Origin of the sequence: Rubrimonas sp. (assembly GCF_036788415.1) — a bacterium.
Classification (GTDB): Bacteria; Pseudomonadota; Alphaproteobacteria; order Rhodobacterales; family Rhodobacteraceae; genus Rubrimonas.
Genome location: NZ_DAIQNN010000042.1, coordinates 1 through 25,844, shown reverse-complemented (window position 1 = coordinate 25,844; position 25,844 = coordinate 1). Strand labels below are relative to the sequence as shown.

Below are 25,844 nucleotides of genomic sequence, written 5' to 3'. Positions count from 1 at the left end.
CTGAACGAATTTCCGAGGCAGATGATCGCGTCGTATTTTCCGTGAATGTCGCGATTGAGCCAGCGCCAGTCGGCCTGAACCGTCTTCAGGATCAGGCCGCGCCTCTGGCCGTTCTCGAAGGCCTTGGCGAGCATCGCCGCCGAGCCGTCGGCGGAGGTCACGTCGAACCCCGCCTCGCGCAGACGCACCGAGTGAAAGCCGGTGCCGGTCGCGACGTCGAGCACGCTGTTCTTGCCGCGCGCGCGCAGCACGTCGATGAAGAACTGTCCTTCGCCGGCGGCCCGCGCCGCCCAGTCGATAAGTTCGTCCCATTTCTCGACAAAGGTCATCACATATTCGCCGCGATAGAGATCGGTCTCGCGATCGGCCAGCGGATCGGCGCTGTAGGCCTGCTCGGCTTCGAAAAGATCGGCGTTGACGACTGCTTGCGCTGCGCGTTGCAAGATGCGCCCTCCTTTTGATGACTGCGCCGCAACGACCGGTTCGGCCCGTGCGCAGATGTTGTTTCTGTCGTTGCACAATTCGCGCGGATCGCACGAATACAGACAGCCAAAGGCTCTCGATGCAAAGCCCGGCCAGACAGAGCGAGGCCAGTCGATGCTAGCCTCGGAAACCTTTATTGGCCTCGCGAGGTTAGCGAAATTCGGCAAGTAGGCAACCCTCAAAGCGCCGGATGCCCGAATCAACTGGCCGAGGTCATGACAAAATTTTGAGACCCGTAGGCATTTTCCGGTCGGTGTCGGCGCTCCGCCGCAGGCCGCCGGGCGATGGATTTTCGCCCGCCGCTCTGCTACCTCCGCAGTCATGCTGACGATCGCCGACATGACCTTCACGCTCGCAGGCGTGCGCCTGTTCGAGACCGCCTCCGCCCGCGTGCCCGAGGGGGCCAAGGTCGGCGTCGTCGGGCGCAACGGAGCCGGCAAGTCCACGCTCTTCCGCCTCATCGAAGGCGCCTACGAGCCCGATCAGGGCTCGATCGACGTGCGCGCCGGCGCGCGGATCGGCGGCGTCGCGCAGGAAGCGCCGGCGAGCGGCGACAGCCTGCTCGACACCGTGCTCGCAGCCGATGTCGAGCGCGCGGCGCTGACCTTCGAGGCGGAAACCGCGACCGACCCCCACCGGATCGCCGAGATCCAGCTGCGGCTCGCCGACATCGACGCCCATTCCGCCGAAGCGCGAGCCTCCACGATCCTCGGCGGGCTCGGCTTCGACCAGGCGGCGCAGGCGCGGCCCTGCTCGGAGTTCTCGGGGGGCTGGCGGATGCGGGTGGCGCTGGCCGCCGTGCTGTTCTCGCGCCCGGACCTGCTGCTGCTCGACGAGCCGACCAACTATCTCGATCTCGAAGGCGTGGTGTGGCTGGAGAATTTCCTCGCCCGCTACCCCGCCACCGCGCTCGTCATCAGCCACGACCGCGAGCTGCTCAACCGCGCGGTCGGCGGCATCCTCAGCCTCGAGAACCGCAAGCTGACCTACACCACGGGCAATTTCGACGCCTTCGACCGCATCCGCCGCGAGAAGGCCGCGCAACTTCAGGCCGCAGCCGCCAAGCAGGCCGCCGAGCGCGCCCACATCCAGAGCTTCGTCGACCGGTTCCGCGCCAAGGCCAGCAAGGCCAAGCAGGCGCAGAGCCGCATCAAGATGCTGGAACGCATGACCCCGATCTCGGTCTCCGAGGCCGGCTCCGTCGCGCCGTTCCGCTTCCCCGCCCCCAGCGAACTCGCGCCGCCGATCCTCGCGCTCGACGGCGCGGATGTCGGCTATGGGTCGCGGCCCGTGCTGCGCCATCTGTCGCTGCGCATCGACCCCGACGACCGCATCGCGCTGCTCGGCGCCAACGGGCAGGGCAAGTCGACGCTGGCGAAGCTGATCTCGGGGCGGCTGAAGCCGATGGCGGGGTCGCTGACCGTGTCGCCCAAGCTGAAGATCGGCTTCTTCGCCCAGCACCAGCTCGACGAGCTGACCGTCGGCGAGACGCCGCTCCAGCACATCCAGCGGCTCCGCCCGGGGGAGAAGCAGGCCCAGTTGCGCGCGCGGCTGGCCGCCGGCGGGATCGGCCCGGCGCTCGCCGAGGCCAAGGTCGAGACGCTGTCGGGCGGGCAGAAGGCGCGGCTCCTGATGATCCTGATGGCGCTCGACGCGCCGCAGATGATCATCCTCGACGAGCCGACCAACCACCTCGACATGGAGAGCCGCGAGGCGCTGGCGATGGCGCTCAACGACTTCCCCGGCGCGGTCATCCTGATCAGCCACGACCCCTTCCTCGTGGAGAGCGTCGCCGACCGGCTGTGGCTGGTGAAGGACGGCGCGGTGCGCCCCTTCGAGGGCGATATGGACGACTACCGCGCGCTGCTGCTCGGCGAGCGCGGCGGGGCGAAGCCTTTACGCGCAGCGCCGGCGAAGCCGAAGCTCAGCGCCTCGGAGCGCCGCCGCCTCGCCGCGCCGCTCCGCGCGGAAGTCGCGGACTGGGAGGAGAAGCTGGAGAAGCTCGGAGAGATGAAGCGCAAGATCGACGCGCTGCTCGCCGATCCCGACCTCTACCACCACCCCGACCCGATGCGCTTCGAGCGCCTCAGCGCCAAGCGCGCCGAAATCGAGGCGGGGCTGGCGAAGGCCGAGGCGATGTGGATGAAGGCCGCCGAGCGCCTCGACGCCGCCGCGGCGGAGTGACGGCGTGGACGGGCTCGACCTCGAGGTCTGGCGCGACGCGCGCGTCTTCTATCTCAGCCTTCTGGGGCTGATGCTTGCGCTCGGGGCTTTCGCCGCCTATCGCGGGCGGATGAGCGCGGCGCTGCGGCACGCCGCGATCTGGCTTCTCATCTTCGCCGGGATCGTCATCGCCTATCGCTTCAACGAGCAGCTGACCTCCGGCCTGCGCCCGCAATCGATGGAAGTGCTCAACGCGCAGTCCGTGCTGTTGCGCCGCGAGGGCGACGGCCATTTTCATGCGACCCTGCAGATCAACGGGCGCGACATCCGATTCCTCGTGGACACCGGCGCGACCGCCATGGTCCTGAGCCGGCGCGACGCGCAGCGCGCGGGGCTCGACCCGGCGGGGCTGAATTTCTCGATTCCCTCGGCCACCGCCAACGGCACGGTCTATGGCGCGCCGGTGCGGCTGTCGGAGGTCCGTCTCGGTCCCTTCACCGACCGCGACGTGCCCGCGATGGTCAATGGCGGCGAACTCGGCGTGTCGCTGCTCGGGATGCGCTATCTCGACCGTTTCGCCCGCATTTCTGTCGAGGGCGAGCGGATGCTGCTGCAAAGGTGAAGGCGATGAAGGACGAGGACGCGCCGTTCCGCGACGATCTCGACGCGACGCTCGCCCATGCCTGGGCGCAGCTCGCGCGCGGCGCCGCCGACCGCCGCTCGGGCTTTCACACGGTGCAACTCGCCACGCTCTCGCCTTATGGGCCGCGCGTTCGGACGGTCGTTCTGCGCGGCGCGGAGGCGGCGGCGCGGCGGCTGCGCGTCCACAGCGACGCGCGCGCGGCCAAGATCGCCGAGATCGACGCCGATCCCCGCGTGGAGCTCTGCGCCTATGACGCGAAGGCCAAGGTCCAGCTGCGCCTGCGGGGGCTCGCGCGGGTCCACCGCGCCGACGCGCTGGCCGACGCCGCCTGGACGGCGTCGGGCGACGGCGCGCGCGTGTGCTACCGCGCCGCCATCGCCCCGGGCGCCGTCATCGCCGCGCCCGCCCTCGCCGATCCGTCGCCCGAGGCCCGCGCGCCCGCCGACCGGGACGCGGGGCGCGACGCCTTCACCGCCGTCGCGATCGACGTCTCGCGGCTGGAATGGCTGTGGCTCGGCGCCGGCGGTCACCGGCGCGCCGTCTTCGCATGGCGCGGCGCCGACTGGGATGCGCGCTGGCTGGCGCCGTGAGGCCGACGCCGCCGCGCGTCAGGGCGCGAGCCCGCCCATCTCGCAGACGATGCGCCATTCCTCCGCGGTCACCGGCTGCACCGAGAGCCGCGAAGTCTTGACCAGCGCCATCTCCGCAAGGCGCGGTTCGGCCTTGATCTCGGCGAGGGTCACCGGGCGCGGCATCGCCGCGACCGCGCGGATCGTCACGCATTCCCACACCGGGTCGCCCTTCGCGTCGCGCGCGTCGCTCTTGGGGTCCGGCGCGGCCTCGGCGACGACCTCGACCACGCCGACGACGCGCTTCTCCTTGACCGAGTGGTAGAAGAATCCCCGGTCGCCGATCTTCATCGCCCGCATGTTGTTGCGGGCGAGAAAGTTGCGCACGCCGTCCCAAGGCTCGCCGGCCGCGCCGCGCGCGACCTGCGCCTCCCAGCCCCATGTCTCAGGCTCGGACTTGAACAGCCAGTAGTTCATCGCGACGTCGGTCAGGCGGGAATCCGCAGGACCTGACCCGGATAGATCTTGTCGGGATGCGACAGCATCGGCTTGTTGGCGTCGAAGATCTTCATGTATTTGTTGGCGTCGCCATAATGCTTCTTGGCGATGGCCGACAGCGTGTCGCCCTTCTCGACCGTGTGGAACACGGATTCGGGTTCGGGGGCGGCGACCTCGACGCTGTCCTCGACGGTCGCCACGCCCTCGACGTTTCCGACGGCGAGGATCGCCTTCTCGCGCTCCTCCTGCGTCGCCGCCGCGCCCTTCAGCACGACCTTGTCGCCCTCGAGCGCAACTTCGAATTTCGAAGCGTCCAGGCCGGCTGCGGCGATTTCCTCCTTCAGTTTCTCAGGCTCGGCAGCCTGCGCCCCGCCGCCGAAGATCGACTTGCCGGCGGATTTCAGAAAATTCAGAAGTCCCATGACGTCCCCCAATGGTTTCGCGCGTCAGTTATCGCCGCTCGGCGGCGCACGGCAAATGCTTAGACGCCGAAGACGAGCTTCATCTCCATGATCTCCACCGAGGCGAACAGCCCGGCGCGCGCATAGGGGTCGGACGCGGCGAAGGCCTCGGCCGCCGCCCGGTCCGGCGCGTCCAGCACGATGAGCGAGCCCGCCATCGCCCCGTCCTCGCCGATCAGCGGCCCGCCGAAGCGGACGAGCCCGCTCGCCTTGGCGTAGGCGAGATGGGCGTCGCGATTGGCGAGCCGAACATCGAGAGCACCCAGCTTGTCACGACAAATCAGAACGTAAGCCATGTTTCCTCCTGTTAATTGCGAACTCAGGCCTTGGCGCCCTTGCGGCCCGAACCGACGAGTGGGGCGGCGGTTGCGTCCAACGGCCAGCGCGGGCGCGGCGCGAGGTCCCAGCCCGACCGGACGCCGGCGGCGAAGCCCTCGAGCCCCGCCCAGGCGATGATGGCCGCGTTGTCGCCGCACAGCGCGAGCGGCGGCGCGAGAAACGAAAAGCCCTCGGCCTCGGCGCGCAGCGTCAGCGCCGCCCGGACGGCGCCGTTCGCCGCGACCCCTCCGGCGACGGCGAAGACGGGGCGCGCGCCCGGGCCGGTTTCGCGAAAGGCTCTCATCGCGCGCGCGGATTTCTCGGCCAGCGTCTCGGCGACGGCGCTCTGGAACGCGGCGCAGAGATCGGCGACGTCGCCGTCGCGCAGACCGCCCTGCGTCTCGGCGAGCGCGTCGGCGGCGCGGCGGGCGGCGGTCTTGAGGCCGGAGAAGCTCATGTCGCAGCCCGGGCGGTCGAGCAGCGGGCGCGGCAGGGCGAAGCGTTCGGGGTCGCCGCCCTGCGCCGCCCGCTCCACCTCCGGCCCGCCGGGAAAGCCGAGGCCCAGATGGCGCGCGATCTTGTCGAAGGCTTCGCCCGGCGCGTCGTCGATGGAGCCGCCGAGGCGGCGGAACGCGTCATGGCCCTCCACCGCCAGCACCTGACAATGCCCGCCGGAGACCAGCAGGACGAGATAGGGAAATGGCGCTCCGTCGGTCAGCCGAGGCGTAAGCGCATGGCCGGCGAGGTGGTTCACGCCGAGAAACGGCGCCCCCGCCCCCCACGCGATCCCCTTGCCCATCATCGTCGAGGCGATCACGCCGCCGATCAGCCCCGGCCCGGCGGTCGCGGCGACCCCGTCGAGGTCGCATGGCGAAAGCCCCGCCTGCGCCAGCGCCTGCGCCGCGCAGATGTCGAGCCGCTCGACATGAGCGCGCGCGGCGATCTCGGGCACGACGCCGCCGAAGGGCGCGTGCAGCGCGCCCTGCCCCATCGAGACCGCAGCGAGGATCTCGCCCGGGCCCTGGGCGGCGCCGCCCGCGACCCGCCCGCGCACCACCGCCGCCGCCGTGTCGTCGCAGCTCGATTCGAGGCCGAGGATCGTGAGGTCGCCGTCCATGCGCGTCCTTTTGGCCGCCTTGCGCGGCGGCTGTCAGGCGGGTAGCACCGAGGCCATGCAGACGCAATCGCCCACCCCCGACACGCCCCTGCGCATCGGCACGCGCGGCTCGGCCCTCGCGCTGGCGCAGGCCCACGAGACCCGCGACCGGCTGATGGCCGCCCATGGCCTGCCCGAGGCCGCCTTCGAGATCGTGGTGATCAAGACCACCGGCGACCGGGTGCTCGACCGGGCGCTGTCGGAGATCGGCGGCAAGGGCCTGTTCACCAAGGAGATCGAAGAGGCGCTGCTCGACGGCTCCATCGCCATCGCAGTCCATTCGATGAAGGACATGCCGACCGTCCTGCCCGACGGGCTCGCCATGGCAGCCTATCTCCCGCGCGAGGACGTGCGCGACGCCTTCGTCTCGCACCGGCACGAAAGCCTCGCCGCGCTGCCCTCGGGCGCGGTGGTCGGCTCGTCCTCGCTGCGCAGGCGGGCGCAATTGTTGAACCGCCGGCCCGACCTGCAGGTGGTCGAGTTCCGCGGCAATGTGCAAACGCGGATGAAGAAACTGGCCGACGGCGTTGCGGAGGCGACGTTTCTCGCCTGCGCCGGTCTGCGACGTCTCGGCATGGAGGCCGAGATCCGCAGCGCCATCGCGGTGGAGGAGATGCTGCCGGCGGTGGCGCAAGGCGCCATCGGCATCGAAGCGCGCGCGGACGACGCGGCGGCGCGCTCCCTGCTCGCCCCCATCGCCTGCGCCGACACCGCCGCGCGGCTCGCCGCAGAGCGCGCGTTTCTCGCCGGGCTCGACGGGTCGTGCCGCACGCCCATCGGCGGGCTCGCGACGCTGGAGGGCGGCGAGGTGCTCCTGCGCGGCGAGATCATCCGGCCGGACGGCTCGGAGCGCCACGCCACCGAGCGGCGCGGGACCGTCGCCGACGCCGCCGCGCTCGGCGCCGACGCAGCGGAAGAGTTGCGCGCGCGCGGCGGCGAGGGGTTCTTCACGGTGTGACCGGCGCGCCCGTTCCGCCGACTCTGCTGCTGACGCGCCCGCAGGCGCAATCGCAGCCGCTGGCGGCGGCGCTGGAGGCAGAGGGATGGCGCACCATCGTCTGGCCGCTGCTCGAGATCGTCGACGTCGGCCCGCCTCCCGACCTCTCCGGCGCGCAGGCGGTGTTGCTGTCCTCGGCCAACGCGGCGCGCAGGCTCGGGCTCTGCGACATCCCCGCGCTCTGCGTCGGCCCGGCGACCGCCGAGGCGGCGTCGCGCACCGGCGCGCGAAACGTGCTGTCGGCCGATGGCGACGCGGACGCGCTCGCCCGGCTGGCCGCGCGGACGCTGCTCCCCGAGAAGGGGCCGGTGCTGTTCGCGCGCGGGGCGGAGGTCGCGGGAAATCTCGCCGGCGCGCTGATGGCGGCGGGGTTCGAGGTGCGCGAGCAGGTCGTCTATGCGGCCCGCCCGGCGCGCGCGGCGCCTTTCGCGACGGCGCATGCGCTCGCGGCGGGCGAGGTCGCGGCGGTCGTTTTCTATTCGCCGCGCAGCGCGCAGGTCTTCGCCGGGCTCGCGGAGGGCTTCCGCGCGGGGCTCGCGCGGACCGCGGCGGTGGCGATCAGCGCCGCGGCGGCGGTCCCGCTCGAAGGGCTCGGCTTCGGCGCGGTTTCGGTGGCGGCGCGGCCCGACGGCGCGGCGATGCTGGACGCGATCCGGGCGCTGCGCGAAGGCGGCGGCGCGGCATCCTGAGGCTTTGTTTCCCGCTGCGACTGCGATTAATGTCCGCGCGAAAAGAACGGGGGCGTGAGGAATGAGCGACGACCGCAAGCACAGGCCGATCGACGAGACGTCGGACACCGGGCTGCACGACCGATTCCACGAGAAGGACAGCGAAGCGCCCGCCGAGGCCGCATCCGAGACATGGGCGGAGGGCGCGCCCGCGGAGCAGGCGGAACCGCTTTCCGAACCTGTGAAATCTTCCGCGGCGGCGGGCGGCGGCGTCGGGTCGGTGCTCTACGCCCTCGCGCTTCTGGTCGGCGGCGGGGCGCTCGCGGCCTGGGGCCTGCCGAAGATCGCGCCGAGCCTTCCCGCGCCGCTCGCCGGCTACCTCGGCCCCGCCGGCGCGACCGGGGAGGCGCTCGAAGCCGAGATGGCCGAGCGATTCGCCCGGCTGGAGGCGCAGGTCGCCGCCGCCGCCTCCGACGCGGGAAGCGCCGCGCGCGAGACCGCAGAGACGGCGGTCGCCCGGATCGAGGCGCTGGAGGCGCAGCTCGCCGCCGCGCCGCAGGCCGCCGAGGGCGTCGGCGCCGAGGCGCTGTCGACGCTGCAGGCCGAAGTCGCGGCCCTCGCGGCCCGGCTCGACGACGCCGGGGCCGACGGGAGCGGCGCGGGCGCCGACTCCGCCGCGGCGGCCGAGTTGTCGGAGAAGATCGTCGCGCTGGGCGACCGGCTCGACGCCGCGGCCGCCCGCATCGACGCCGCAGCCGCGGCCGCCGAGACCGCGCGCGCCGAGGCCACGGCCCTGGCCGCCCGGCTCGACGCCATGGGCGACGCCGAGGCGGACCGCGACGCCGCGCTGCGCGAAGCCGAGAACGCCCGCCGCGGCGCGGCGATGGCCGCGGCCCTCTCGCAGATCGACCGCGCGATGACGCTGGGCGAGCCTTTCGCCCCGGCGCTCGCCACGCTGACCGAAGCCGCCGGCGAGGACGCGCCCGAAGCGCTGGCGCGGGCCGCCGCGGAAGGCGCGCCGACGCGCGAGGCGCTGAAGGCGAGCTATCCGGACGCGGCCTACGCCGCGATCACCGCGATGCTGGAGAAGGAGGCCGAGGAGAACGGCGGGCTGCTCGCCGGCGTCGCCGCGAAGCTGCAGGCGCGCGTCACCGGCCTGCCCGCAGAGCCGATCGCCGGCGACAGCGTGACGGCCGTGCTCAGCCGCGCCCGGGTCTCGCTGCTCAACGGCGACATCGACGCCACCCTCGCCGCCATCTCGGCGCTGCCCGAGCCCGCGCAGGCGGCGATGGCGGAGTGGGTCGACGGGGCGGCGCTGCGCAGCGCGGCGGATGCGGCGCTGTCGTCCTGGCGCAACGACCTCAAGCTGACCCTCTGAGCGGCGTCAGGCAGGAAGGAAAAAGACAATGATCTGGTTGGTTTTGCGCGTCGTCGCCTTCGTGGCGCTCATCGCCGCGGTCGCCTGGGGCGCGGCGATCCTGGTGGATGCGTCCGGAGAAGTCGCGATCACCTGGAACGGCATGGAGTATCCGCCGCTCTCGCATATCGAGTTCGCGGGCGTGATCGCGGCGACGATGGTGGCGCTCTTCGTGCTGTACAAGCTCGCGGGCCTCGCGGTCGCGATCGTGCGCTTCCTGCTCGGCGACGAGACCGCGCTCACCCGCTTCTGGGCCCGCGCCAAGGAGCGCCGCGGGCTGGAGGCTGCGACCGCCGGTCTCGTCTCGCTCGCCGAGGGCGACCTGAAGGCGGCGGAGGCGGCGGCCCGCAAGGCCACGCGCCTGCTCGGCTCGCGCGACCTCACCCAGCTTCTGAACGCCCAGATCGCCGAAGCGCAGGGCGACACGACCCGCGCCAAGCGCCATTACCGCCTGCTCGCCAAGGAGCCGCCGACGGCGATGGTCGGCGTGAAGGGCCTTCTGGCGCAGGCGGTCGCGCGGAACGAGACCGACCGCGCCGTCAAGCTCGCGGAGCACGCCTTCCTGATGCGCCCGCGCGACAAGGGCGTGCAGCAGACGCTGCTCGACCTGCAGATCAAGGGCGCGGCGTGGGAGGGCGCGCGGGAGACGCTGCTCGCCATGGTGAAATCCAAGAACCTTCCCAAGGACGTGGCCGGCCGGCGCGAGGCGGTGGTCGACCTCGAGATCGCGCGCGCCAAGCTCGAAGCCGGCGACCGGGCCGGCGCGGTGAAGGCGGCGGACGCCGCGCTGCGGCTCGCCCCGGCGCTGACCCCCGCGGCGGCCTTCGCCGCGAAGCTGCACGCGGAGGAAGGCGGGCAGGCCAAGGCGGCGCGGATGATCCGCGAGGCGTGGCGCGTCGCGCCGCATCCCGAACTCGCGCAGGCCTACGCCGCCCTCGCCCCCGACGAGACGCCCGCCGAGCGGCGCAAACGCTTTCGCGAACTGCTCTCGATCAACGAGAAGGACCCCGAGACGATGCTGCTCGCCGCCGAGCTCGCGCTGGCCGACGCCGATTACGCGGCGGCGCGGCGGGCGATCGGCGATCTGCCTTCGACGAAGCCGACGCATCGCTCGCTCGCCCTGATGGCCGCGATCGAGAAGGGCGACGGAGCGGCGGAGACGGTGGTGCGCGGCTATCTCGCCCGAGCCGTCACCGCGCCGCGCGGGGCGCACTGGGTCTGCGACCGCTGCGGCGCCGCGCCGGGCGCGTGGTCGGCCATCTGTCCGTCCTGCAGCGGCTTCGACACGCTGGCCTGGCGCGACACCGCCGAGGCCGACGAGGGGCTGACGGCTGCGATGCTGCCGCTGATCGTCGACCCCGAGGAGAACAAGGCCGAGGAGGATCGCCTCGACGCCGAGGCCGCCGAGGAGGCGGTGCGCGAATCGGCGGCGGCGCGCGCCTGAGGCGAGGGGGCCGCGGCGGCGCAGCCTGCTGCGACGCCCACGGGGACGGCCAGCGGAGGCGAGGGCGCGCGGAGCCGATGACCGAGTGGCGCAGTCTCAAGAGCTTCGCCTTCGGCGATAGCCCGGCCCTTGGCGACGAGTTGGCGGCGCTCGTGCTGGCAGGTCGCAAGCGCGCGACCTGCTGGCCAGTCGCCGAGGGCGCGCAGACCGCCGTCGGCAATCGCATGGTCATGCTCGACGGTTTGGGCCGCCCACGCGCCGTTCTGGAGACGGTCGAACTCGTTCAGCTCCGGTTCGGCGACGTGGACGCCGCTTTCGCCTTCGACGAGGGCGAAGGCGACAGGACGCTCGCCGCGTGGCGCGCGGCGCATCGGCGCTACTTCACGCGGCGGGGCGAGTTCAGCGAGGATCTCGCGCTATGGTGCGAGCGCTTCCGCCTGGTCGAGGTGATCGAGAGCGACTGACGCGCCGCGACGACGCGCCTCGGCGTCTTGCGGCCCCGCGCGAAGCGCGCTACGACACGGGCGTTTTCGGCGGAGGTCGCGCCCGCGCCGGATGCGCCGCAGTAGCTCAGCTGGTAGAGCACGTCATTCGTAATGATGGGGTCGGGGGTTCGAGTCCCTTCTGCGGCACCACCTCCCCCGCCTGATCGCATCGCCCCGCCCGCCGGCTCGTCCGCCGGACCATGCGCGCGGGCCCTGCGCGGAGGAAGGCCATGAGCTTCGACCTGCCCGAAGGCGGAAACCCCGAGCCGCCCTCGCAGATGCGCTGCGTCGAGATCGTCAAGCCGGGCGGCCCCGACGTGCTGCGCCCGACCACGCGCCCGATCCCCTCCCCCGGCCCCGACGAAATTCTGATCCGGGTGCGCGCCGCCGGCGTGAACCGGCCCGACGCGCTGCAGCGCGCCGGCGCCTACGACCCGCCTCCCGGCGCGTCGGACCTGCCCGGGCTCGAGGCGGCGGGCGTCGTGGTCGAAGCCGGCGCCGCCGTCTCGCGCTGGCGCCTCGGCGACAAGGTCTGCGCGCTGCTGCCGGGCGGCGGCTACGCCGAATACGCGACCACCCATGCCGACCACGCCCTGCCCTGGCCCGACAACCTGCGCGCCGAGCAGGCTGCGGCGCTGCCCGAGACCTTCTTCACGGTCTGGAGCAACGTCTTCGACCGCGCCGGACTCAAGGCCGGGGAGACGTTCCTCGTGCATGGCGGCGCCTCGGGCATCGGGACGACGGCGATCCAGCTCGCCCGCATCTTCGGCGCGCGGGTGTTCACAACCGTCGGCTCGCCGGAGAAGGCCGCCGCCTGCGAGGCGCTTGGGGCCGAGCGCGCCATCGACTACCGCGCGGAGGATTTCGTCGCGGTCACCCGCGAGCTGACCCAGGGGCGCGGGGTGGACGTGATCCTCGACATGGTGGGCGGCGACTACATCCCCCGCAACGTCCGCGCCGCCGCCGATAGCGGGCGGATCGTCTCGATCGCTTTTCTCAACGGCGCCAAGGCGGAGCTGAACTTCGCTCAGGTGATGGTCAAGCGGCTGACGCTGACCGGCTCGACGCTTCGCCCGCGCTCCATCGCCGAGAAGGCGGCCATCGCCGACGCGCTGCGCGAGAAGGTGTGGCCGCTGATCGAGGCGGGGCGGATCGCGCCGGTGATGGACAGCACGCTGCCGCTCGACGACGCCGCCGCCGCGCATGCGCGGATGGAGAGCAGCGCGCATATCGGCAAGATCGTCCTGATCCCCTGAGCGGGGCGCCAGCGAAGGCCCCGGCTGCGACAGGGAAGAGTGCGACCGAACGATAATTTCCCTATTGCGTAAACTTATATTACATTATCGTTAATTCATGGCGGTCTTCAGCAACGCCAGCATGGAGCCCGAATGTTGCGGTCGGCAGCGTTTGCAGCGGCGGCGGCGGCGATCGCAGCGCTCGGGGCGGCCGCAGCGGTCGTCGACGGGCCGCTGGAACAGGTCCGGTTCGAACCCGGCGACACGATCCGCGCCATCGCCGAGCGGCATCTCAAGGACCCCGATCTCTGGCCGCAGATCCTCGAGCTGAGCGGCCTCGAAAGCGTGGCGGCGCTGCGCCCCGGGACGATCCTGCGCGTCCCAGCTGTGCAGGTGGCGGCCGCCGACGCGGCCCTCTCCGCCTCGCTCGCGGCGATCCAGACCGCCAACGCCGAAGGCGCGCAGGTTTTCGCCCCGGTCGAGATCGGCGACGCGATCGCGCTGCGCGACGACGCGCTGCTGCATCGCAAGGCCGGCGAGTGGACGCCGACGACCCAAAAGGCCACCCGCTCCGCCGAACGCGCGGAAGTCGCGCTGGCCCTGTCGCGCGACGCCCGCGATCGCGCGGCGGAGGCCGTGTTGAGCGACGCGCATGGCGACGTCGAGGGTCGCCGACCCGCCGACCCGCGCTGGAGCGGCCGCATCCTGCGCGACATGCTCGTCGAGTTCGAGCAGGTGCGCACCCTGTCTGGCTCGACGGCTCAGGTCACCTTTCGCGATCTGAGCCGGCTGCGCCTGAACTCCAACTCCAACGCCGTGATCCAGACGATGCGGGCCGACCCGCTCACCGGCGCGGGCAAGACCAAGGTCAATCTCGTCTCGGGCGATTTCTACGCGCTGCTCGGCGGCCTCAGCGCGCGCGACCAGTTCGAAGTCGCAGCCCCCGGGGTGGAGCGCGCCGAAGTCTCCGGCGATTTCTGGATCGGCCATGACGGGTCCGCCTCGCGCGTCGCCAATTACGACGCGGCCGCGTTGAGCTTCGAAGCCAAGGGCGAGGTGGTGGAGCTAGGGCGCAACGAGGGCGCGGTCATTCCCGTCGGCGCGGGCGCCGCGACCCGCGTGGACGTGCTGCGCGCGCCGCGCCTCGCCGGGCCGGCCGACGGCCTGCGCTCGGCCGCGCGGACGGTGGCGCTGGAATGGAGCGGCGTCGAGGGCGCTGCGGGCTACTGGCTCGAGATCGCGACCGACGTCGATTTCGGGCGGATGCGGATCTCCGAATGGGGTCTGCCCGCGCCCGCCCATTCGGTCGAGGGGCTCGACCCGGGAGATTATCACTGGCGGGTCTCGGCGCTCGACCAGCTGGGCCTGCCGGGCGAGCGCAGCCTGTCGCGCGCCTTCGCGGTTCTGCGCGACGACGACCCGCCCTTCCTCGCGATCCGCGAACCTGCGGAAGGCGCGCTTCTGCGCGAAGCGACCGTCATGCTGCGCGGCGAGGCGGAGCCCACGGCGCGCCTCAGCGTCGACGGCCGCTATGTGCCGATCACCGAAAGCGGGACTTTCGAGACCGAGATCGCGCTCGCGCCCGGGCCTGTCGCGGTGACGCTCGAACTGGTCGACGAGGCCGGCAACGTCACCCGGCGCGTCCGAACCGTCGCATATCGGCCCGACCGCGCGGCGCGCATCTCTCTTGCGCCCGATGCGCCGCGCGATGCCGAAGGCCGCATCCTGAGCGCCTCCGACGAAGTCGCCATCGCCGGCGCGACCGACGCCGAACCCGGCGCGCGGCTCCTCGCGCGCGCGCTCGACGGAGCGACCGCCGTCGAAACCGAGATCGCCGCGGACGGCTCCTTCGTGTTCATCGTCCCCGCCGGCGACGCGCCCGCCGGCTGGACCCTCGCGCTGATCGCGGCGACGGGCGCCGTCGAGGCCGAGGCGTCGTTCGAGACCCTGCGCGACGCCGTTCCCCCGGCCATCGCCTTCGACGCCGATCCGCCCGCAGCGACGTCTCAGCCCTTCCTCGCGCTGTCAGGGTCGGCGGGCGACGCTGAGGCGCTGTCGGTCAATGGAGCGCCGGAGACGCTCGCGACGGGGCCGGCGGGCGGGCGGTTCGATCTCGCTTTGCCGCTGGCCCCTGGACCGAACGACGTCGAGCTGGTCGCGAGGGACGCGGTGGGCAATGTCGGCCTGCGCCGCTTCACGGTGATCCGCGACAGCGAGCCGCCGGTCGTTGGGCGCGCGCGGATCGCGCGCATCGGAGGCGCCGACGGGCCGATCGAAATCCGCATCGAGGCGTCGGACGCCACCGGCCTGCGTCAGGCCGCCCCGTTCGGCGCGCGGATCGGGGGCGTCGAACGGCGCGGCTTCCTGCGGTTCGATCCCGCCGCCGGCGCCTATGTCGCCACGCTGCCGCCGGCGCCCGGCGCGCTCGCGATCATCGACGTCGCAGTCGAGGACTACGCCGGCAACAGGACGGAGCGGACGTTCGAATGACCCCACGACCGAAACCGGCCTCCCGCCGCCTCGCGGGTCTCGTGATCGTCCTGGCTCTTGCGCCGCACGCCCTCCAGCTGCAGGCCGACGCGCAGGGCGCCGCCTCCCCGCCCCTTTCGGTGATCTACGGCCCCGACGCCCTCAGCCGCGAGGGCGACGTTGACCACCGCGAGGAGATTTTCATCTCGGTGCCCGCCGACGCGCAGGGCCGCTTCTGGGTGCGCGTGTTCGACGCCGATACGGGCGGGCTGCACGACACGCCCTATCGCCGCGCCGGCGACACGATCACGGCGTTCCGGCTGGTCGGCGGCGCCGGCGCCTGGACCGGCGCGCCCCGACCTACGCGCGCCGAGGACGGCCCGCGCGCACCGCTCGACGCGGCCCCCGACGCGCCCGGCGCGACGCTCGCCGAACTTCGCTTCGGCGTCGAGCCCGCCGCCGACGACCGCTGGACGACGCTCGCCCCTTTCACCGCCGCGCAAGGCGAGATCGTCGGCGGACAGGCGCTGTTCCGGCTCGACGTGATCGCCGAGGCGGGCGACGACGGCAACGCCTTCGCGATCGAGATCGCCGGCGGCCCCGAGGGCGGCGAACCGCCCGCCCCCGCCCGCATGTTCTCCTACCGCCCGACCTTGCGCTGGCCCGGCGGACGCGCGCGAACCGAAGTCGATCTGAGCCTGCGCGCCGGCGCGCCGATGACCCTTCAGAGCTTCGACGCCGCGGACGGGTCGATCGAGATCGTCTCGACGTTCGACGACATGCGCCTGCCCGCCTCGGGACAGGACGTCTGGACCTCGGCGCCCTTCCTCGCGCCAGAGGGCCAGACGGCGCTGGCCTTCTCGGGCGGCGGCGAGACGCCAAACGACGTCACTTTCGCGATTTTCGACGAGACCGGCGCGCCGGCGCCCATCGACCTGCCGGCCCGGCTCGGCGTCGCGCCGCGCCGGCCCGAAGCGGACGCCGTCGCCACGCCCCTGGCCGACTGCGCGTCGGTCGCCTTCGACGCCAGCCGCTCGCGCGGCGCGAACGACCTGATCTTCGAATGGCGTTTCGGCGACGGCGCCGCCGCCGCCGAGCCCGTGACCGTCCACCGCTACGCCCGTCCCGGGACCTACCAAGCGGAGTTGCGCGTTCTGGAGCCCGGCGGCCGCCCCGGCGCCGGGGCGCTGCTGCGGACGCCGGTTCTGGTGCGCCCCGCGCCCGTCGCCGCGCCGGGGGGGCCGATCACCGTCGCGCCGGGCGAGCCGGTCGCCTTCGACGGAACCGCCTCGATCCCGAGCGACGCCCCCATCGCGCGCTGGCTCTGGAGCTTCGGCGACGGCGCCCGCGCGCAGTGAGCGAACGCGTCGCACGCCTACGCGGCCCCCGGCTTCTATCGGGCCACCTTGCGGGTCGAGGACGACGCGCGCCACCCCTGCAATTTCGGCGTCGCGCAGCGGGACGTGCGGGTGAACTTCCCCCCCATCGCCGAAGCCGGCGAGGCGCGGTCCGCCGCGGTCGGCGAGACGATCCGCTTCGCCGGAGGCGCCAGCTACGACGTGGACGGCGCGGTGACGGGCTGGAGCTGGGAGTTCGGCGACGGCGCGACCGCGACAGGCGCCACCGTCGAGCACGCCTACGCCGCGCCGGGAACCTATGTCGCCACGCTGCGCGTCGTCGACGACGCGGGCGTCGCCAACAGCGCGGCGACCGACACGGTCGCCATCGTGGTCAACGCGCCGCCCGAACCGGTCTTTCCGCCGCAGCCGCGCCCGCTCGCCGTAGGCGAAGTCGGGGTCTTCGACGCTTCGGGGAGCGTCGACCCCGACGGCGAGATCCTCTCCTACGCCTGGGATTTCGGCGACGGCTCGGTCGGCGAAGGCCCGCTGGTCGACTATGCGTGGCGCGCGCCGGGCGTCTATCAGGTCACGCTGGAAGTGCGCGACGACAGCGGCACGCAAAGCGCGCTGAGCGCCTTCTCGGCTCCGGTGGTCGTGAGCGCCGCGCCCGTGGCCGACGCCGGGCCGGATCGCCACGTCACCGAGAGCGAACTGGTCTTCGACGGGCGCGGCTCTTTCGACCCCGACGGCGAGATCACCTCCTGGGAATGGACCTTCGGCGACGGCGGCTCCGCCTCGGGGCCCGTCGTGCGCCGCGCCTACGCGGAGCCCGGCGACTACGAAGTCCGTCTGACCGTGCGCGACGACAGCGGCGCGCCCCTCAACGTGGACGAGAGCTCGGCCCTCGTGCGGATCAACGCGGCGCCGATCGCCGACGCCGGGGCCGACCAACTCGTCGCGCCGGGCCAGGAGGTCGCCTTCGACGGGACCGGGTCGATCGATCCGGACGGCCGCGTGACGGACTGGCTGTGGCGCTTCGGCGACGGGGCCGAGGCGCGCGGCCCGCGGGTCGTCCATTCCTACGCCGAGCCCGGGCTCTACGCCGTCGCCCTGATCGTGCGCGACGAGACCGGGCACGACGCCGCCTTCGACGTGGACGAGGCGCTGGTGCGCGTCAACCATCCTCCCGTCGCCGCCGCCGGACCCGACCTCGCCACGGTCCCCGGCGGGGAGCTGTCGCTCGACGGGCGGGCGAGCTTCGACCCCGACGGGCGCGTCGCGGTCTGGCGCTGGGATTTCAGCGACCGCGCCGAACCGATGTTCGGCGCCGCCGTGTCGCGCCGTTTCGAGGCGCCCGGCGTCGTGGTGGCGCGCCTGACCGTCGTCGACGACAGCGGCGCGCTCAACGGCGAGGCGTCCGACGAGGCGCGCATCCGCGTCAACGCAGCCCCCATCGCCGAGGCCGGTCCCGAGATCGTCACGGAGTCCCTCGTGGTCGAGCTGGACGGCGGCGCCTCCTTCGATCCGGACGGCGACCGCCTCTCCTATCTGTGGGATTTCGGCGACGGTTCGCCGCCGGTCGCAGGCCGCCTCGCAACCCACACCTTCCCGCGCAGCGGGGCTTTCCCGGTCACCTTGCGCGTGGACGACGGCTCGGGCATGCCCAACGCCACGGCGGTGGACGTCACGCGCGTGGTGATCGACGCCCGCCCGATCGCCGACGCCGGCGGCGGGCGCGAGGTCTGCTCGGGCGATCAGGTGCTGTTCGACGGCTCGGCCTCGCGCGATCCGGACGGCGGCCTGCTGCGCCACGAATGGGATTTCGGCGACGGCACGCGCTCGCCGCTCGTCAACCCGGTGAAGGTCTACGAGCGCCCCGGCGTCTACGAAGTCACCCTTTCCGTGCGCGACGATTCGGGCTTTGCGCGCGGCGTCCATTCCGACCGGGTCGCCGTGGTCGTGCGCGAAGCGCCGATCGCGCGCGCTGCGGGACCGGAGCGGATCTGCACCAATCAGCAGGTGCGCTTCGACGGCTCCGCCTCGACGGACGCGGACGGGTCGGTCGACTCCTTCTCATGGGCCTTCGGCGACGGGACCACGGCCAGCGGCGCCCAGCCTGTGAAGATCTTCGAGCGCGCCGGCGATTACCGGGTGACGCTGACCATCACCGGCGACGGCGGCGGGACCTGCAGCGCCTCCGGCGACGACGCCTTCGACGTGGTCGTCGTCGACGCCCCGAGGCTCGACGTCGACGGCCCCCGCCGCGTGGCGGCGGGCGTGAGCGCCACCTGGCGCGCCGCCCTCGAGGGCGGCGTCGAGGGCCGGGCGCATCGCTGGAGCTTCGGCGACGGTGCGACGGCGGAAGGCGCCGAGGCGACCCACGCATACGCCGAACCCGGCGTCTACGATCTGGCGCTCGAGAGCGTTCTCGCCGACGACGACAGCCCTTGCGCCACGGTGACGACCCGCATGCGCGTGCTCGTCAACGCCGCCCCTGTCGCCGCGTTCGACGCGCCCGAGCGCGCCGCGGCGGGCGCGCCGGTGCTATTCGACGCGGGCGCGTCCGCCGACCCGGACGGCGGGGTGACGCGCTACCTCTGGGAGTTCGGCGACGGCGCGACCGCCGAGGGCCTGCAGGTCGAACATAGCTACGCCGCGCCCGGCGCCTACGAAGTCGCGCTGACCGTGTTCGACGACGCCGGCGTCGCCAACAGCGCGGCGCGAGCCGCGCGCACCGTCGCGGTGAGCGCCGCGCCCCGGGCGGGCCTCGCCGATCCGGGCCAGCTTTGCCCCGGCGAGACGCGCCTCTGGACCGCCGACGCGGGACCGGAGGGAACTGTCGCGTGGCGCTTCGGCGACGGAACTGCGGTCGACGGCCCCGAGGCCCGGCACGCTTTCGCCGCGCCCGGCCTGCATGCGGTCGTCGCGCAGCTCGACGACGGCCTCGGCCTCGTCACCAGCCGGCGCGAGGAAAGCCTGTTCGTCCGCGTCAACGCCGCGCCGGTCGCGCAGGCCGGCCCCGACCGGCTGATCTGTCCGGGCGACAGCGTCGTCTTCGACGCCTCCGGCGCCGCCGACCCAGACGGCGAGATCGTCTCCTGGGTGTGGACGTTCGACGACGGCGTCGTCCTCGAGGGCCCACGCGTCGAGCGCAGCTTCGACGCGGCCGGAGCGGTCGGCGTTCGGCTCGACGTGACCGACGACAGCGGCTCCGCCTGCGCGACCGCATCCGACGCCGCGCTGGTCCGCGTCAACGCCGCGCCGGAGCTCTTCATCGGGCCGGACAGGGAGGTTCCGGTCGGCGGCGCGCATGACTGGGCGCTCTTCGCAGCCGAAGCGTCCGACCCGGACGGCGACGGCGTCTCGGTGGAGTGGAGCTTCGGCGACGCGGTGCGGCGCGCGGGCGCTCAGGTCCGCCACGGCTACGCAAGGCCCGGCGACTACCTCGTCGAGGCGGTGGCCCGCGACGGTTCCGGTCTCGCCTGCGGGACGACGTCGGCGACCCTCCGCGTCGCGGCGCGCGCGCGCGGCCAGAGTCCGGACTGATCCGGATGGACATGGAGGCGGCAGCGCGGACGCCGCCGCGCGCGCGCGACGATGCGACGCGCAACGCGCCGACCCGGCGGGGCGGGCTGCGCTTCCCACTCCGCGCGAAATTCTTCGTCTTCGCCGCGCTGATCTCGATCGCGCCGCTGCTGGCGGTCGGCCAGAGCCTGATGCGCATCGCGCAGGACGAGTTGAAGAGCGCCGCCAACAGCGCGCTCGCCGAGGCGGCGAGCCAGCTCGCCGGTCAGATCGACGCCACATTCGAGGGCGTCTGGCTGCGCCCGCTCGCCCTCGTCGTCCGCGCGGTGGACGATCCCTCGCTCGACGTGCGCCAGAAGGTCGGCCTGCTGAACCTCGCCGTGCGCGAGATCCCCGGCGTCGCGGCGCTCCAGCTCACCGTCGATGGCTCTCCCTTGCCGGTCATGGCGATCGCCGAGGCGCACGCCGTTCCGATCGCAGCCGCCGGGATCGACCCCGCCGCGGCGCTGCGCACGCCGCCGGAGACGCTCGCGGGCATCGCAGCCGACGGGCGCCCGGTCGCCGAATGGCGGCCCGATCTCGGCCTCTGGATCGCCACGGTCGCCTTTCCTCTGGAAACGACGCTGTCGGGACGGGCCCTCACCCTGAGCGCGCGGATCGACCTCGCCGCGCTGGCCGGCATGGCCGACGCCCATCCGCTCGGCCGGCGCGGGGAGTTGACCGTTATCGACGCCTCCGGGGCGGCCGTGCTGCGCGCGGCGCCGCCGGGCCTCGAAGGCCGCGCCGTCGTGGCCGAGGCCGCCGCCATCGCCCGCGGCTCGGCGCGCGCGGCGGTGGTGCGCAGCTACGCCCGCGCCGACGGCGCTCAGGTGCTCGCCGCCTACGCCGCCACCAACGCGTTTCCCTGGGCCGTGATCGCCGAACTGACCGAGGCGTCGGCCTACGCGGCGATCGCCGAGATGATCCGCAGCCTCGGCATGTGGGCCTTAATCGGCCTGCTGATCGCCACCATCGCCGCGAGTTTCGCCGCCTGGCGGCTGACCGGGCCGGTCCTCGCGATCACGGCCGCTGCGGCTCGGATCGGGCGCGGCGATTTCTCGGTCCGCGTGGCGCCCGCGACGCGCGACGAGATCGGCGATCTCGCCGAGCGGGTGAACGTCATGGCGCGCGAACTGGCGGAACGCTTCGAGCTGATGAAGTTCGTCAGCCGCGAAACCGTGAAGGCCATCGGGGCCGCCGACGCCTCGGGCGTGCAGCTGGGCGGAGAGCGTCGGGCGGCTGCGATGCTGTTCTCCGACATCCGCGGCTACACCGCCTTCGCCGAGACCGCCGCCCCCGAGACGGTCGTCGACATGCTCAACGGCTATCTCGACACGCAGGCGCGCCTCATCGCGGCGCATGGCGGCGACGTCGACAAGTTCATCGGCGACGAAGTCGTGGCGGTGTTTCTCGGAGAGGACCGCATCCGCAACGCCGCCGCCTGCGCGATCGCGATCCAGGCGGCGCTGCGCGACGTGCTGGCCGCGCATCCCGAATGGAACCTGCATGTCGGCGTCGGCCTCAATGCGGGCGATGTGGTGATGGGCGCCACGGGCGCGCGCGACCGGATGGATTTCACCGTTCTGGGTGGGGCGGTCAATCTCGCCGCCCGCCTCTGCGCCGCTGCGCCGCCCGACGCCGTCCTCGTCAGCGAAAGCGTCGCCGACGCGTTGAAAGGCGACCCCGCGTTCCGCCTCGAGGCCCTGCCCGCCCTGTCGCTGAAGGGCATCGCGAAGTCGGTTCCGGTCTGGCGGCTGAGTTGACCGGCGGGATCGGAGACGGCGCGGGCTAAGTCGCTTGGCGCCGGGCGGGCCGTCGGCCTATCTGTCGCGCGAGCGCGGCGCGACAGCCGCCAAGCCAGGGGAGAGACCAGATGACCGCAGCGCAGCCGGGACCGGCGTTCAGCGACGCCGCGCCGATCGTGACGATCTTCGGCGGCTCGGGCTTCGTCGGGCGCTACGTCACCCAGCGCATGGCGCAGGCGGGCTGGCGCGTGCGGGTCGCCGTGCGCCGGCCCAACGAGGCGCTGTTCGTCCGCCAATACGGCGTCGTCGGCCAGGTCGAGCCGATGCAGGCCAATGTCCGCGACGACGAGAGCTGCCGCCGCGCCGTCGAAGGGGCCGATGCGGTCGTCTACTGCGTCGGCGTGCTGGCGCAGGCTGGCAAGAACACCTTCAAGGCCGTGCAGGCGCTGGGGCCGGAGCGCGTCGCGCGGCTCGCCGCGGCCCTCGGCGTCGGTCGCTTCGTTCTGATCTCGGCCATCGGCGCCGATCAGGGATCGCCTGCGGAATACGCCCGCACCAAGGCGGCGGGGGAGCGTGCGACGCTTCAGCATTTCCCCAAGGCGGTGATCTTGCGACCCTCGATCGTATTCGGCGCCGAGGACGAGTTCTTCAACCGCTTCGCCGGCATGGCGCGGTTGTCGCCCGCCCTTCCGGTGGTCGGGGCCGCGACGAAATTCCAGCCGGTATATGTCGGCGATGTGGCGCAGGCGGTCGAGAAGGCGCTGACCGGGGTCGCCGAGCCCGGCGAAACCTATGAACTCGGCGGGCCGCGCGCGGCGACCTTCCGCGAGCTGATGGAGCTGATGCTCGGGATCATCCGCCGCAAGCGGATGATCGTCGACATCCCGATCCCGATCGCGAAAGTCCAAGGCTACGCCTTCGAACAGATCGCGCGGCTGGGGATCGCCCCGCCGATGACGCTCGATCAGGTGAAGATGCTCGCACGTGACAACGTGGTCGGCCCCAAGGCGAAGAAACTCGCCGATCTCGGGATCGCGCCGACGGCGATGGAGGCGGTGCTGCCGGACTACCTCTACGCCTATCGCCCGCGCGGCCAGTTCGACCGCGGGGCCGACGCGCCTCAGCCGTAGGCGTAGATCATCAGGATCGCGCCGAGGACGAGGCGGTAGAGCACGAAGGGCGTCAGCGTCCAGCTGCGCACCATCCGCATCAGCAGGACGAGCGTGATCAGCGCCGCGACGAAGGAGAGCCCCGCGGCGATGGCGGCGTCGAGCCCGAGCTCCAGATCGCCGGACCGGACGAGCTTCACGCCCGTCCACGCGCCCACCGCCATGATGGCTGGGATCGACATCAGCATCGACAGTCGCGCCGCCTCGACCCGCCGGAAGCCGAGCGCGCGCGCTGTGGTCATCGAGATCCCCGAGCGCGAGACGCCGGGGATCAGGGAGAGGGCCTGCGTCAGCCCCATCACGACGGCGCCGGGCAGACGGAGCTCTCCCAGCCCCTTGATCTGCGGGCCGAAGCGGTCGCTGAGCCAGAGCGCGACGCCGAAGACGATGGTGGTCCAGGCGATCACCTTCACCGAGCGCAGCGCCTCGTCGGACCCGGTGAGCGCCAGGATCGCGCCGAAGATCACGACGGGGACCGTCGCGACGGCGAGCAGCCAGACGAGGCGGGCGTCGTCGGTCCCGGCGCGGCCGCGCGCAAGGTCGAAGCCGCCGCGAAAGAGCTGGCCGACTTCGGCGCGGAAATAGAGCATCACTGCGGCGAGCGTGCCGACATGGACGGCGGCGTCGATGGTCAGGCCCTGATCGGGCGCTCCGGTGAGCGCAGGGAGCAGGATCAGATGCGCCGACGAACTGATCGGCAGAAACTCCGCGATCCCCTGGATCAGGGCGAGAAGGACCAAGTGAGTCAATGTCATAGCGTGCTCCGCTTGAGCGCGAATCAGCGCGCGCGGCGGATCATAAAGCGCCGGGGCGGGGAAAGCCTCAACGCGCTGCGCCGAGAGTATGTCAGCATGCATGACATAAACCGGCGCCGAAACCTTGCTCACCTCATCGGCGCGACCGCGAGACGCGGATATAGGTCAGCAAAATTGCCTTTTATTCCGCTGCGGCTTCGCATATTCCCTGTTCCGAAATGGCTTTCGATGAACCCGAGGGGCGCGGCATGGCGCAGAAAATGCTGAAATTCGTGCAGCTTGAGCGCGAGACGCCGGAAAAGCGCGCGGCGCGGGCCCGACGCGAGGATTTCCACGAGATCTACGCTGAATACGCCGACGCCAAGGCCGCCGAGCAGGCCAGCCGGTGCAGCCAGTGCGGCATCCCGTTCTGCCAGTCGCATTGCCCGCTGCACAACAATATTCCCGACTGGCTCAAGCTGACCGCCGAGGGCCGGCTTCAGGAAGCCTATGAGATCAGCCAGGCGACGAACACATTCCCCGAGATCTGCGGGCGCATCTGCCCGCAGGACCGGCTGTGCGAAGGCTCCTGCGTGATCGAGCAGTCCGGCCACGGGACGGTGACCATCGGGGCCATCGAGAAATACATCACGGATACGGCTTTCGAGCAGGGCTGGGTGCAGCCGATCCGCCCCAAGGCCGAGCGGCCGGAATCCATTGCGATCATCGGCGCGGGTCCGGCGGGGCTGGCGGCGGCGGACGCGCTGCGGCGCAAGGGCTTCAAGGTCGACGTGTACGACCGCCACGACCGCGCGGGCGGGCTGCTGACCTATGGCATCCCCGGCTTCAAGCTGGAGAAAGACATTGTCATGCAACGGGTTGAGCAGCTCAAGGACGGCGGCGTGAGCTTCCGGCTCGACTGCGAGATCGGGCGCGACCATTCCTTCGCGGCGCTGCGCGAGACGCATGACGCGGTGCTGATCGCCACCGGCGTCTACAAGGCGCGCGAGATCGGGGGGCCGGGCTCGGGGCTGAAGGGGGTCGTGTCTGCGCTCGACTATCTGATCGCCAGCAACCGCAAGGGGTTCGGCGACGCGGTCCCCGCCTTCGACTCGGGCGAGCTGGATGCGGCGGGGCGCGACGTCGTGGTGATCGGAGGCGGCGACACGGCGATGGACTGCGTGCGGACCGCCGTCCGGCAGGGCGCCAAGTCGGTCAAGTGCCTCTACCGCCGCGACCGCGCCAACATGCCCGGCAGCCAGCGCGAGGTCCAGAACGCCGAAGAGGAAGGCGTTGAGTTCGTTTGGCTTTCCGCGCCGAAGGCGTTCCTCGGCGAGGGCCGGGTGAGCGCGGTGAAAGTCGGCCACATGCGGCTTGGGGCGCCGGATGCGACAGGGCGGCAGGCGCCCGAGGAGATACCAGGGGCGGAGACGACCGCGCCCTGCGATCTGGCGATCAAGGCGCTGGGCTTCGAGCCGGAGGAGATCGTGCGGCTCTGGGGCGTGGAGGGGCTGGAGGTCACGCGCTGGGGCACGGTGAAGGCCGATTTCCGCACGAAAGAGACCTCCCTGCCGGGCGTTTACGCGGCGGGCGACATCGTGCGCGGGGCGTCTCTCGTGGTCTGGGCGATCCGCGACGGGCGGGAGGCGGCGGACGCCATCGCGGCGAAGCTCGACGCGCAGGCGGCGGCGAAGATCGCGGCGGAGTGAGCGGGTTAACCATGGCGGGGCGTCGGATTTCCGTCGGACATGCGTCGGACATGCGTCGGACTTCCGTCGGACATCTGTCGGCCCCCTCATGCGGGGCGGAAAAGCCTTAATGGGGCGCGCGCGCTGACCTGTCGGCGGCGCTGCGGGACGGAGGACGGGCATGGACGGACACGCCGCCGCGACCGGACGCTGCCTCTGCGGCGCCGTGACCTTCACCGCCCGCGCCGTGGGCGGCGAGATGCACGCCTGCCATTGCGGCATGTGCCGGCGCTGGGGCGGCGGGCCGTTCCTCGCGGTCGCCGCGAAGGCCGAAGACATGACATGGACCGGCGCGGACGCCATCGCGACCTACGCCTCGTCGGACTGGGCCGAGCGCGGCTTCTGCGCGCGCTGCGGCGCCCATCTGTTCTACCGCATGCGCGAGAGCGGCGATTGCGAACTGCCGCTCGGGCTGTTCGACGCCGAACCGCCCGTGCGCTTCGCCTCCGAAATCTTCGCCGACCGCGCCGCGACCGCCTACGCCTTCGCCGGCGAGCGCCCGCGCCTGAGCGAGACCGAGACCATCGCGCTGTTCGCG

Annotated in this window: 22 protein-coding genes and 1 tRNA gene; 17 read left to right on the top strand and 6 right to left on the bottom strand. The window is 72.4% G+C overall.

Annotated features, from left to right (window positions below; translation table 11 throughout):
* Positions 1–824: class I SAM-dependent methyltransferase (locus tag V7Q31_RS11075; protein WP_333833919.1), on the bottom strand; the 824-nt coding region annotated here is incomplete at its 3' end.
* Here V7Q31_RS11075 and V7Q31_RS11070 point away from each other — a divergent pair.
* Genes V7Q31_RS11070 through V7Q31_RS11060 form a run of 3 tightly spaced genes read left to right on the top strand, consistent with a single transcriptional unit; the run spans position 805 to position 3,879 of the window.
* Positions 805–2,667, top strand: a complete 1,863-nt coding sequence (locus V7Q31_RS11070; RefSeq protein WP_333833918.1) for an ABC-F family ATP-binding cassette domain-containing protein — start codon at positions 805–807, stop codon at positions 2,665–2,667. The two genes, V7Q31_RS11075 and V7Q31_RS11070, sit on opposite strands and share 20 nt — an antisense overlap.
* A gap of 4 nt (positions 2,668–2,671) precedes the next feature.
* Positions 2,672–3,268: a retropepsin-like aspartic protease family protein gene (locus tag V7Q31_RS11065; protein ID WP_333833917.1), complete on the top strand. Its 597-nt coding sequence runs from the start codon at positions 2,672–2,674 to the stop codon at positions 3,266–3,268.
* A gap of 5 nt (positions 3,269–3,273) precedes the next feature.
* Positions 3,274–3,879, top strand: a complete 606-nt coding sequence (locus V7Q31_RS11060) for a pyridoxamine 5'-phosphate oxidase family protein (protein WP_333833916.1) — start codon at positions 3,274–3,276, stop codon at positions 3,877–3,879.
* An 18-nt stretch (positions 3,880–3,897) separates the two neighbouring features.
* Here the strand turns inward: V7Q31_RS11060 and V7Q31_RS11055 are convergent, their stop codons facing one another.
* From V7Q31_RS11055 to tsaD, 4 genes are read right to left on the bottom strand one after another with little or no spacing between them, the layout of a single operon-like run.
* A complete protein-coding gene (locus V7Q31_RS11055) occupies positions 3,898–4,335 on the bottom strand; it encodes an EVE domain-containing protein (RefSeq protein WP_333833915.1) in 438 nt (145 codons plus the stop codon).
* A gap of 11 nt (positions 4,336–4,346) precedes the next feature.
* Entirely contained in the window at positions 4,347–4,778 is a 432-nt protein-coding gene (gene lysM, locus V7Q31_RS11050; protein WP_333833914.1) for a peptidoglycan-binding protein LysM, read from the bottom strand.
* Positions 4,779–4,837: 59 nt separating this feature from the next.
* A complete protein-coding gene (locus V7Q31_RS11045; protein ID WP_333833913.1) occupies positions 4,838–5,113 on the bottom strand; it encodes a YciI family protein in 276 nt (91 codons plus the stop codon).
* A 23-nt stretch (positions 5,114–5,136) separates the two neighbouring features.
* Positions 5,137–6,252 (bottom strand): tRNA (adenosine(37)-N6)-threonylcarbamoyltransferase complex transferase subunit TsaD, encoded by a 1,116-nt coding sequence (gene tsaD / locus V7Q31_RS11040; RefSeq protein ID WP_333833912.1) that lies wholly within the window; start codon positions 6,250–6,252, stop codon positions 5,137–5,139.
* A gap of 55 nt (positions 6,253–6,307) precedes the next feature.
* Here tsaD and hemC point away from each other — a divergent pair, with 55 nt between their 5' ends.
* From hemC to V7Q31_RS10980, 12 genes are all read left to right on the top strand, one after another.
* A complete protein-coding gene (gene hemC, locus V7Q31_RS11035) occupies positions 6,308–7,249 on the top strand; it encodes a hydroxymethylbilane synthase (RefSeq protein WP_333833911.1) in 942 nt (313 codons plus the stop codon).
* Entirely contained in the window at positions 7,246–7,977 is a 732-nt protein-coding gene (locus tag V7Q31_RS11030) for a uroporphyrinogen-III synthase (protein ID WP_333833910.1), read from the top strand. The genes hemC and V7Q31_RS11030 overlap by 4 nt, the downstream gene beginning before the upstream one ends.
* Before the next feature lie 61 nt (positions 7,978–8,038).
* Positions 8,039–9,334 carry a COG4223 family protein gene (locus V7Q31_RS11025; RefSeq protein ID WP_333833909.1) on the top strand — a complete coding sequence of 432 codons (1,296 nt, stop codon included), beginning with the start codon at positions 8,039–8,041 and terminating at the stop codon, positions 9,332–9,334.
* Between the two features lie 28 nt (positions 9,335–9,362).
* Positions 9,363–10,817: a heme biosynthesis protein HemY gene (locus V7Q31_RS11020; protein ID WP_333833908.1), complete on the top strand. Its 1,455-nt coding sequence runs from the start codon at positions 9,363–9,365 to the stop codon at positions 10,815–10,817.
* A 77-nt stretch (positions 10,818–10,894) separates the two neighbouring features.
* Positions 10,895–11,281 carry an ASCH domain-containing protein gene (locus V7Q31_RS11015; protein WP_333833907.1) on the top strand — a complete coding sequence of 129 codons (387 nt, stop codon included), beginning with the start codon at positions 10,895–10,897 and terminating at the stop codon, positions 11,279–11,281.
* A gap of 95 nt (positions 11,282–11,376) precedes the next feature.
* A tRNA-Thr gene (locus V7Q31_RS11010) sits at positions 11,377–11,452 on the top strand.
* 80 nt (positions 11,453–11,532) lie between these two features.
* Entirely contained in the window at positions 11,533–12,558 is a 1,026-nt protein-coding gene (locus tag V7Q31_RS11005; RefSeq protein WP_333833906.1) for an NAD(P)H-quinone oxidoreductase, read from the top strand.
* A gap of 132 nt (positions 12,559–12,690) precedes the next feature.
* On the top strand, positions 12,691–15,027 hold the full coding sequence (locus V7Q31_RS11000) for a FecR domain-containing protein (protein WP_333833905.1): 2,337 nt from the start codon (positions 12,691–12,693) through the stop codon (positions 15,025–15,027).
* A complete protein-coding gene (locus V7Q31_RS10995; protein WP_333833904.1) occupies positions 15,024–16,364 on the top strand; it encodes a PKD domain-containing protein in 1,341 nt (446 codons plus the stop codon). The genes V7Q31_RS11000 and V7Q31_RS10995 overlap by 4 nt, the downstream gene beginning before the upstream one ends.
* A 111-nt stretch (positions 16,365–16,475) precedes the next feature.
* Positions 16,476–19,892 carry a PKD domain-containing protein gene (locus tag V7Q31_RS10990; protein WP_333833903.1) on the top strand — a complete coding sequence of 1,139 codons (3,417 nt, stop codon included), beginning with the start codon at positions 16,476–16,478 and terminating at the stop codon, positions 19,890–19,892.
* A 5-nt stretch (positions 19,893–19,897) separates the two neighbouring features.
* Positions 19,898–21,673, top strand: a complete 1,776-nt coding sequence (locus V7Q31_RS10985) for an adenylate/guanylate cyclase domain-containing protein (RefSeq protein ID WP_333833902.1) — start codon at positions 19,898–19,900, stop codon at positions 21,671–21,673.
* 110 nt (positions 21,674–21,783) lie between these two features.
* Positions 21,784–22,785 (top strand): complex I NDUFA9 subunit family protein, encoded by a 1,002-nt coding sequence (locus V7Q31_RS10980; RefSeq protein ID WP_333833901.1) that lies wholly within the window; start codon positions 21,784–21,786, stop codon positions 22,783–22,785.
* Here V7Q31_RS10980 and V7Q31_RS10975 read toward each other — a convergent pair.
* Complete coding sequence (locus V7Q31_RS10975) at positions 22,776–23,579, bottom strand: undecaprenyl-diphosphate phosphatase (RefSeq protein WP_333833900.1); 804 nt, start codon at positions 23,577–23,579, stop codon at positions 22,776–22,778. The genes V7Q31_RS10980 and V7Q31_RS10975 overlap by 10 nt on opposite strands.
* A gap of 248 nt (positions 23,580–23,827) precedes the next feature.
* Between V7Q31_RS10975 and V7Q31_RS10970 the strand changes: the two genes are divergently transcribed.
* Positions 23,828–25,267 (top strand): NAD(P)-dependent oxidoreductase, encoded by a 1,440-nt coding sequence (locus V7Q31_RS10970; RefSeq protein ID WP_333833899.1) that lies wholly within the window; start codon positions 23,828–23,830, stop codon positions 25,265–25,267.
* Positions 25,268–25,427: 160 nt separating this feature from the next.
* Positions 25,428–25,844 (top strand): GFA family protein (locus V7Q31_RS10965; RefSeq protein WP_333833898.1); only part of this gene is annotated, 417 nt, incomplete at its 3' end.

Excerpts from the sequence above, each read along its gene's own strand:
- V7Q31_RS10970 (WP_333833899.1), top strand. The coding sequence starts at position 23,828 with ATGGCGCAGAAAATGCTGAAATTCGTGCAGCTTGAGCGCGAGACGCCG.
- V7Q31_RS10985 (WP_333833902.1), top strand. The coding sequence starts at position 19,898 with ATGGACATGGAGGCGGCAGCGCGGACGCCGCCGCGCGCGCGCGACGAT.
- V7Q31_RS11045 (WP_333833913.1), bottom strand. The coding sequence starts at position 5,113 with ATGGCTTACGTTCTGATTTGTCGTGACAAGCTGGGTGCTCTCGATGTT.
- V7Q31_RS11060 (WP_333833916.1), top strand. The coding sequence starts at position 3,274 with ATGAAGGACGAGGACGCGCCGTTCCGCGACGATCTCGACGCGACGCTC.
- V7Q31_RS10995 (WP_333833904.1), top strand. The coding sequence starts at position 15,024 with ATGACCCCACGACCGAAACCGGCCTCCCGCCGCCTCGCGGGTCTCGTG.
- lysM (WP_333833914.1), bottom strand. The coding sequence starts at position 4,778 with ATGGGACTTCTGAATTTTCTGAAATCCGCCGGCAAGTCGATCTTCGGC.
- V7Q31_RS11070 (WP_333833918.1), top strand. The coding sequence starts at position 805 with ATGCTGACGATCGCCGACATGACCTTCACGCTCGCAGGCGTGCGCCTG.
- V7Q31_RS11025 (WP_333833909.1), top strand. The coding sequence starts at position 8,039 with ATGAGCGACGACCGCAAGCACAGGCCGATCGACGAGACGTCGGACACC.
- hemC (WP_333833911.1), top strand. The coding sequence starts at position 6,308 with ATGCAGACGCAATCGCCCACCCCCGACACGCCCCTGCGCATCGGCACG.
- V7Q31_RS11000 (WP_333833905.1), top strand. The coding sequence starts at position 12,691 with ATGTTGCGGTCGGCAGCGTTTGCAGCGGCGGCGGCGGCGATCGCAGCG.
- V7Q31_RS11015 (WP_333833907.1), top strand. The coding sequence starts at position 10,895 with ATGACCGAGTGGCGCAGTCTCAAGAGCTTCGCCTTCGGCGATAGCCCG.
- V7Q31_RS11055 (WP_333833915.1), bottom strand. The coding sequence starts at position 4,335 with ATGAACTACTGGCTGTTCAAGTCCGAGCCTGAGACATGGGGCTGGGAG.
- V7Q31_RS10975 (WP_333833900.1), bottom strand. The coding sequence starts at position 23,579 with ATGACATTGACTCACTTGGTCCTTCTCGCCCTGATCCAGGGGATCGCG.
- V7Q31_RS11005 (WP_333833906.1), top strand. The coding sequence starts at position 11,533 with ATGAGCTTCGACCTGCCCGAAGGCGGAAACCCCGAGCCGCCCTCGCAG.
- V7Q31_RS10980 (WP_333833901.1), top strand. The coding sequence starts at position 21,784 with ATGACCGCAGCGCAGCCGGGACCGGCGTTCAGCGACGCCGCGCCGATC.
- V7Q31_RS11020 (WP_333833908.1), top strand. The coding sequence starts at position 9,363 with ATGATCTGGTTGGTTTTGCGCGTCGTCGCCTTCGTGGCGCTCATCGCC.
- tsaD (WP_333833912.1), bottom strand. The coding sequence starts at position 6,252 with ATGGACGGCGACCTCACGATCCTCGGCCTCGAATCGAGCTGCGACGAC.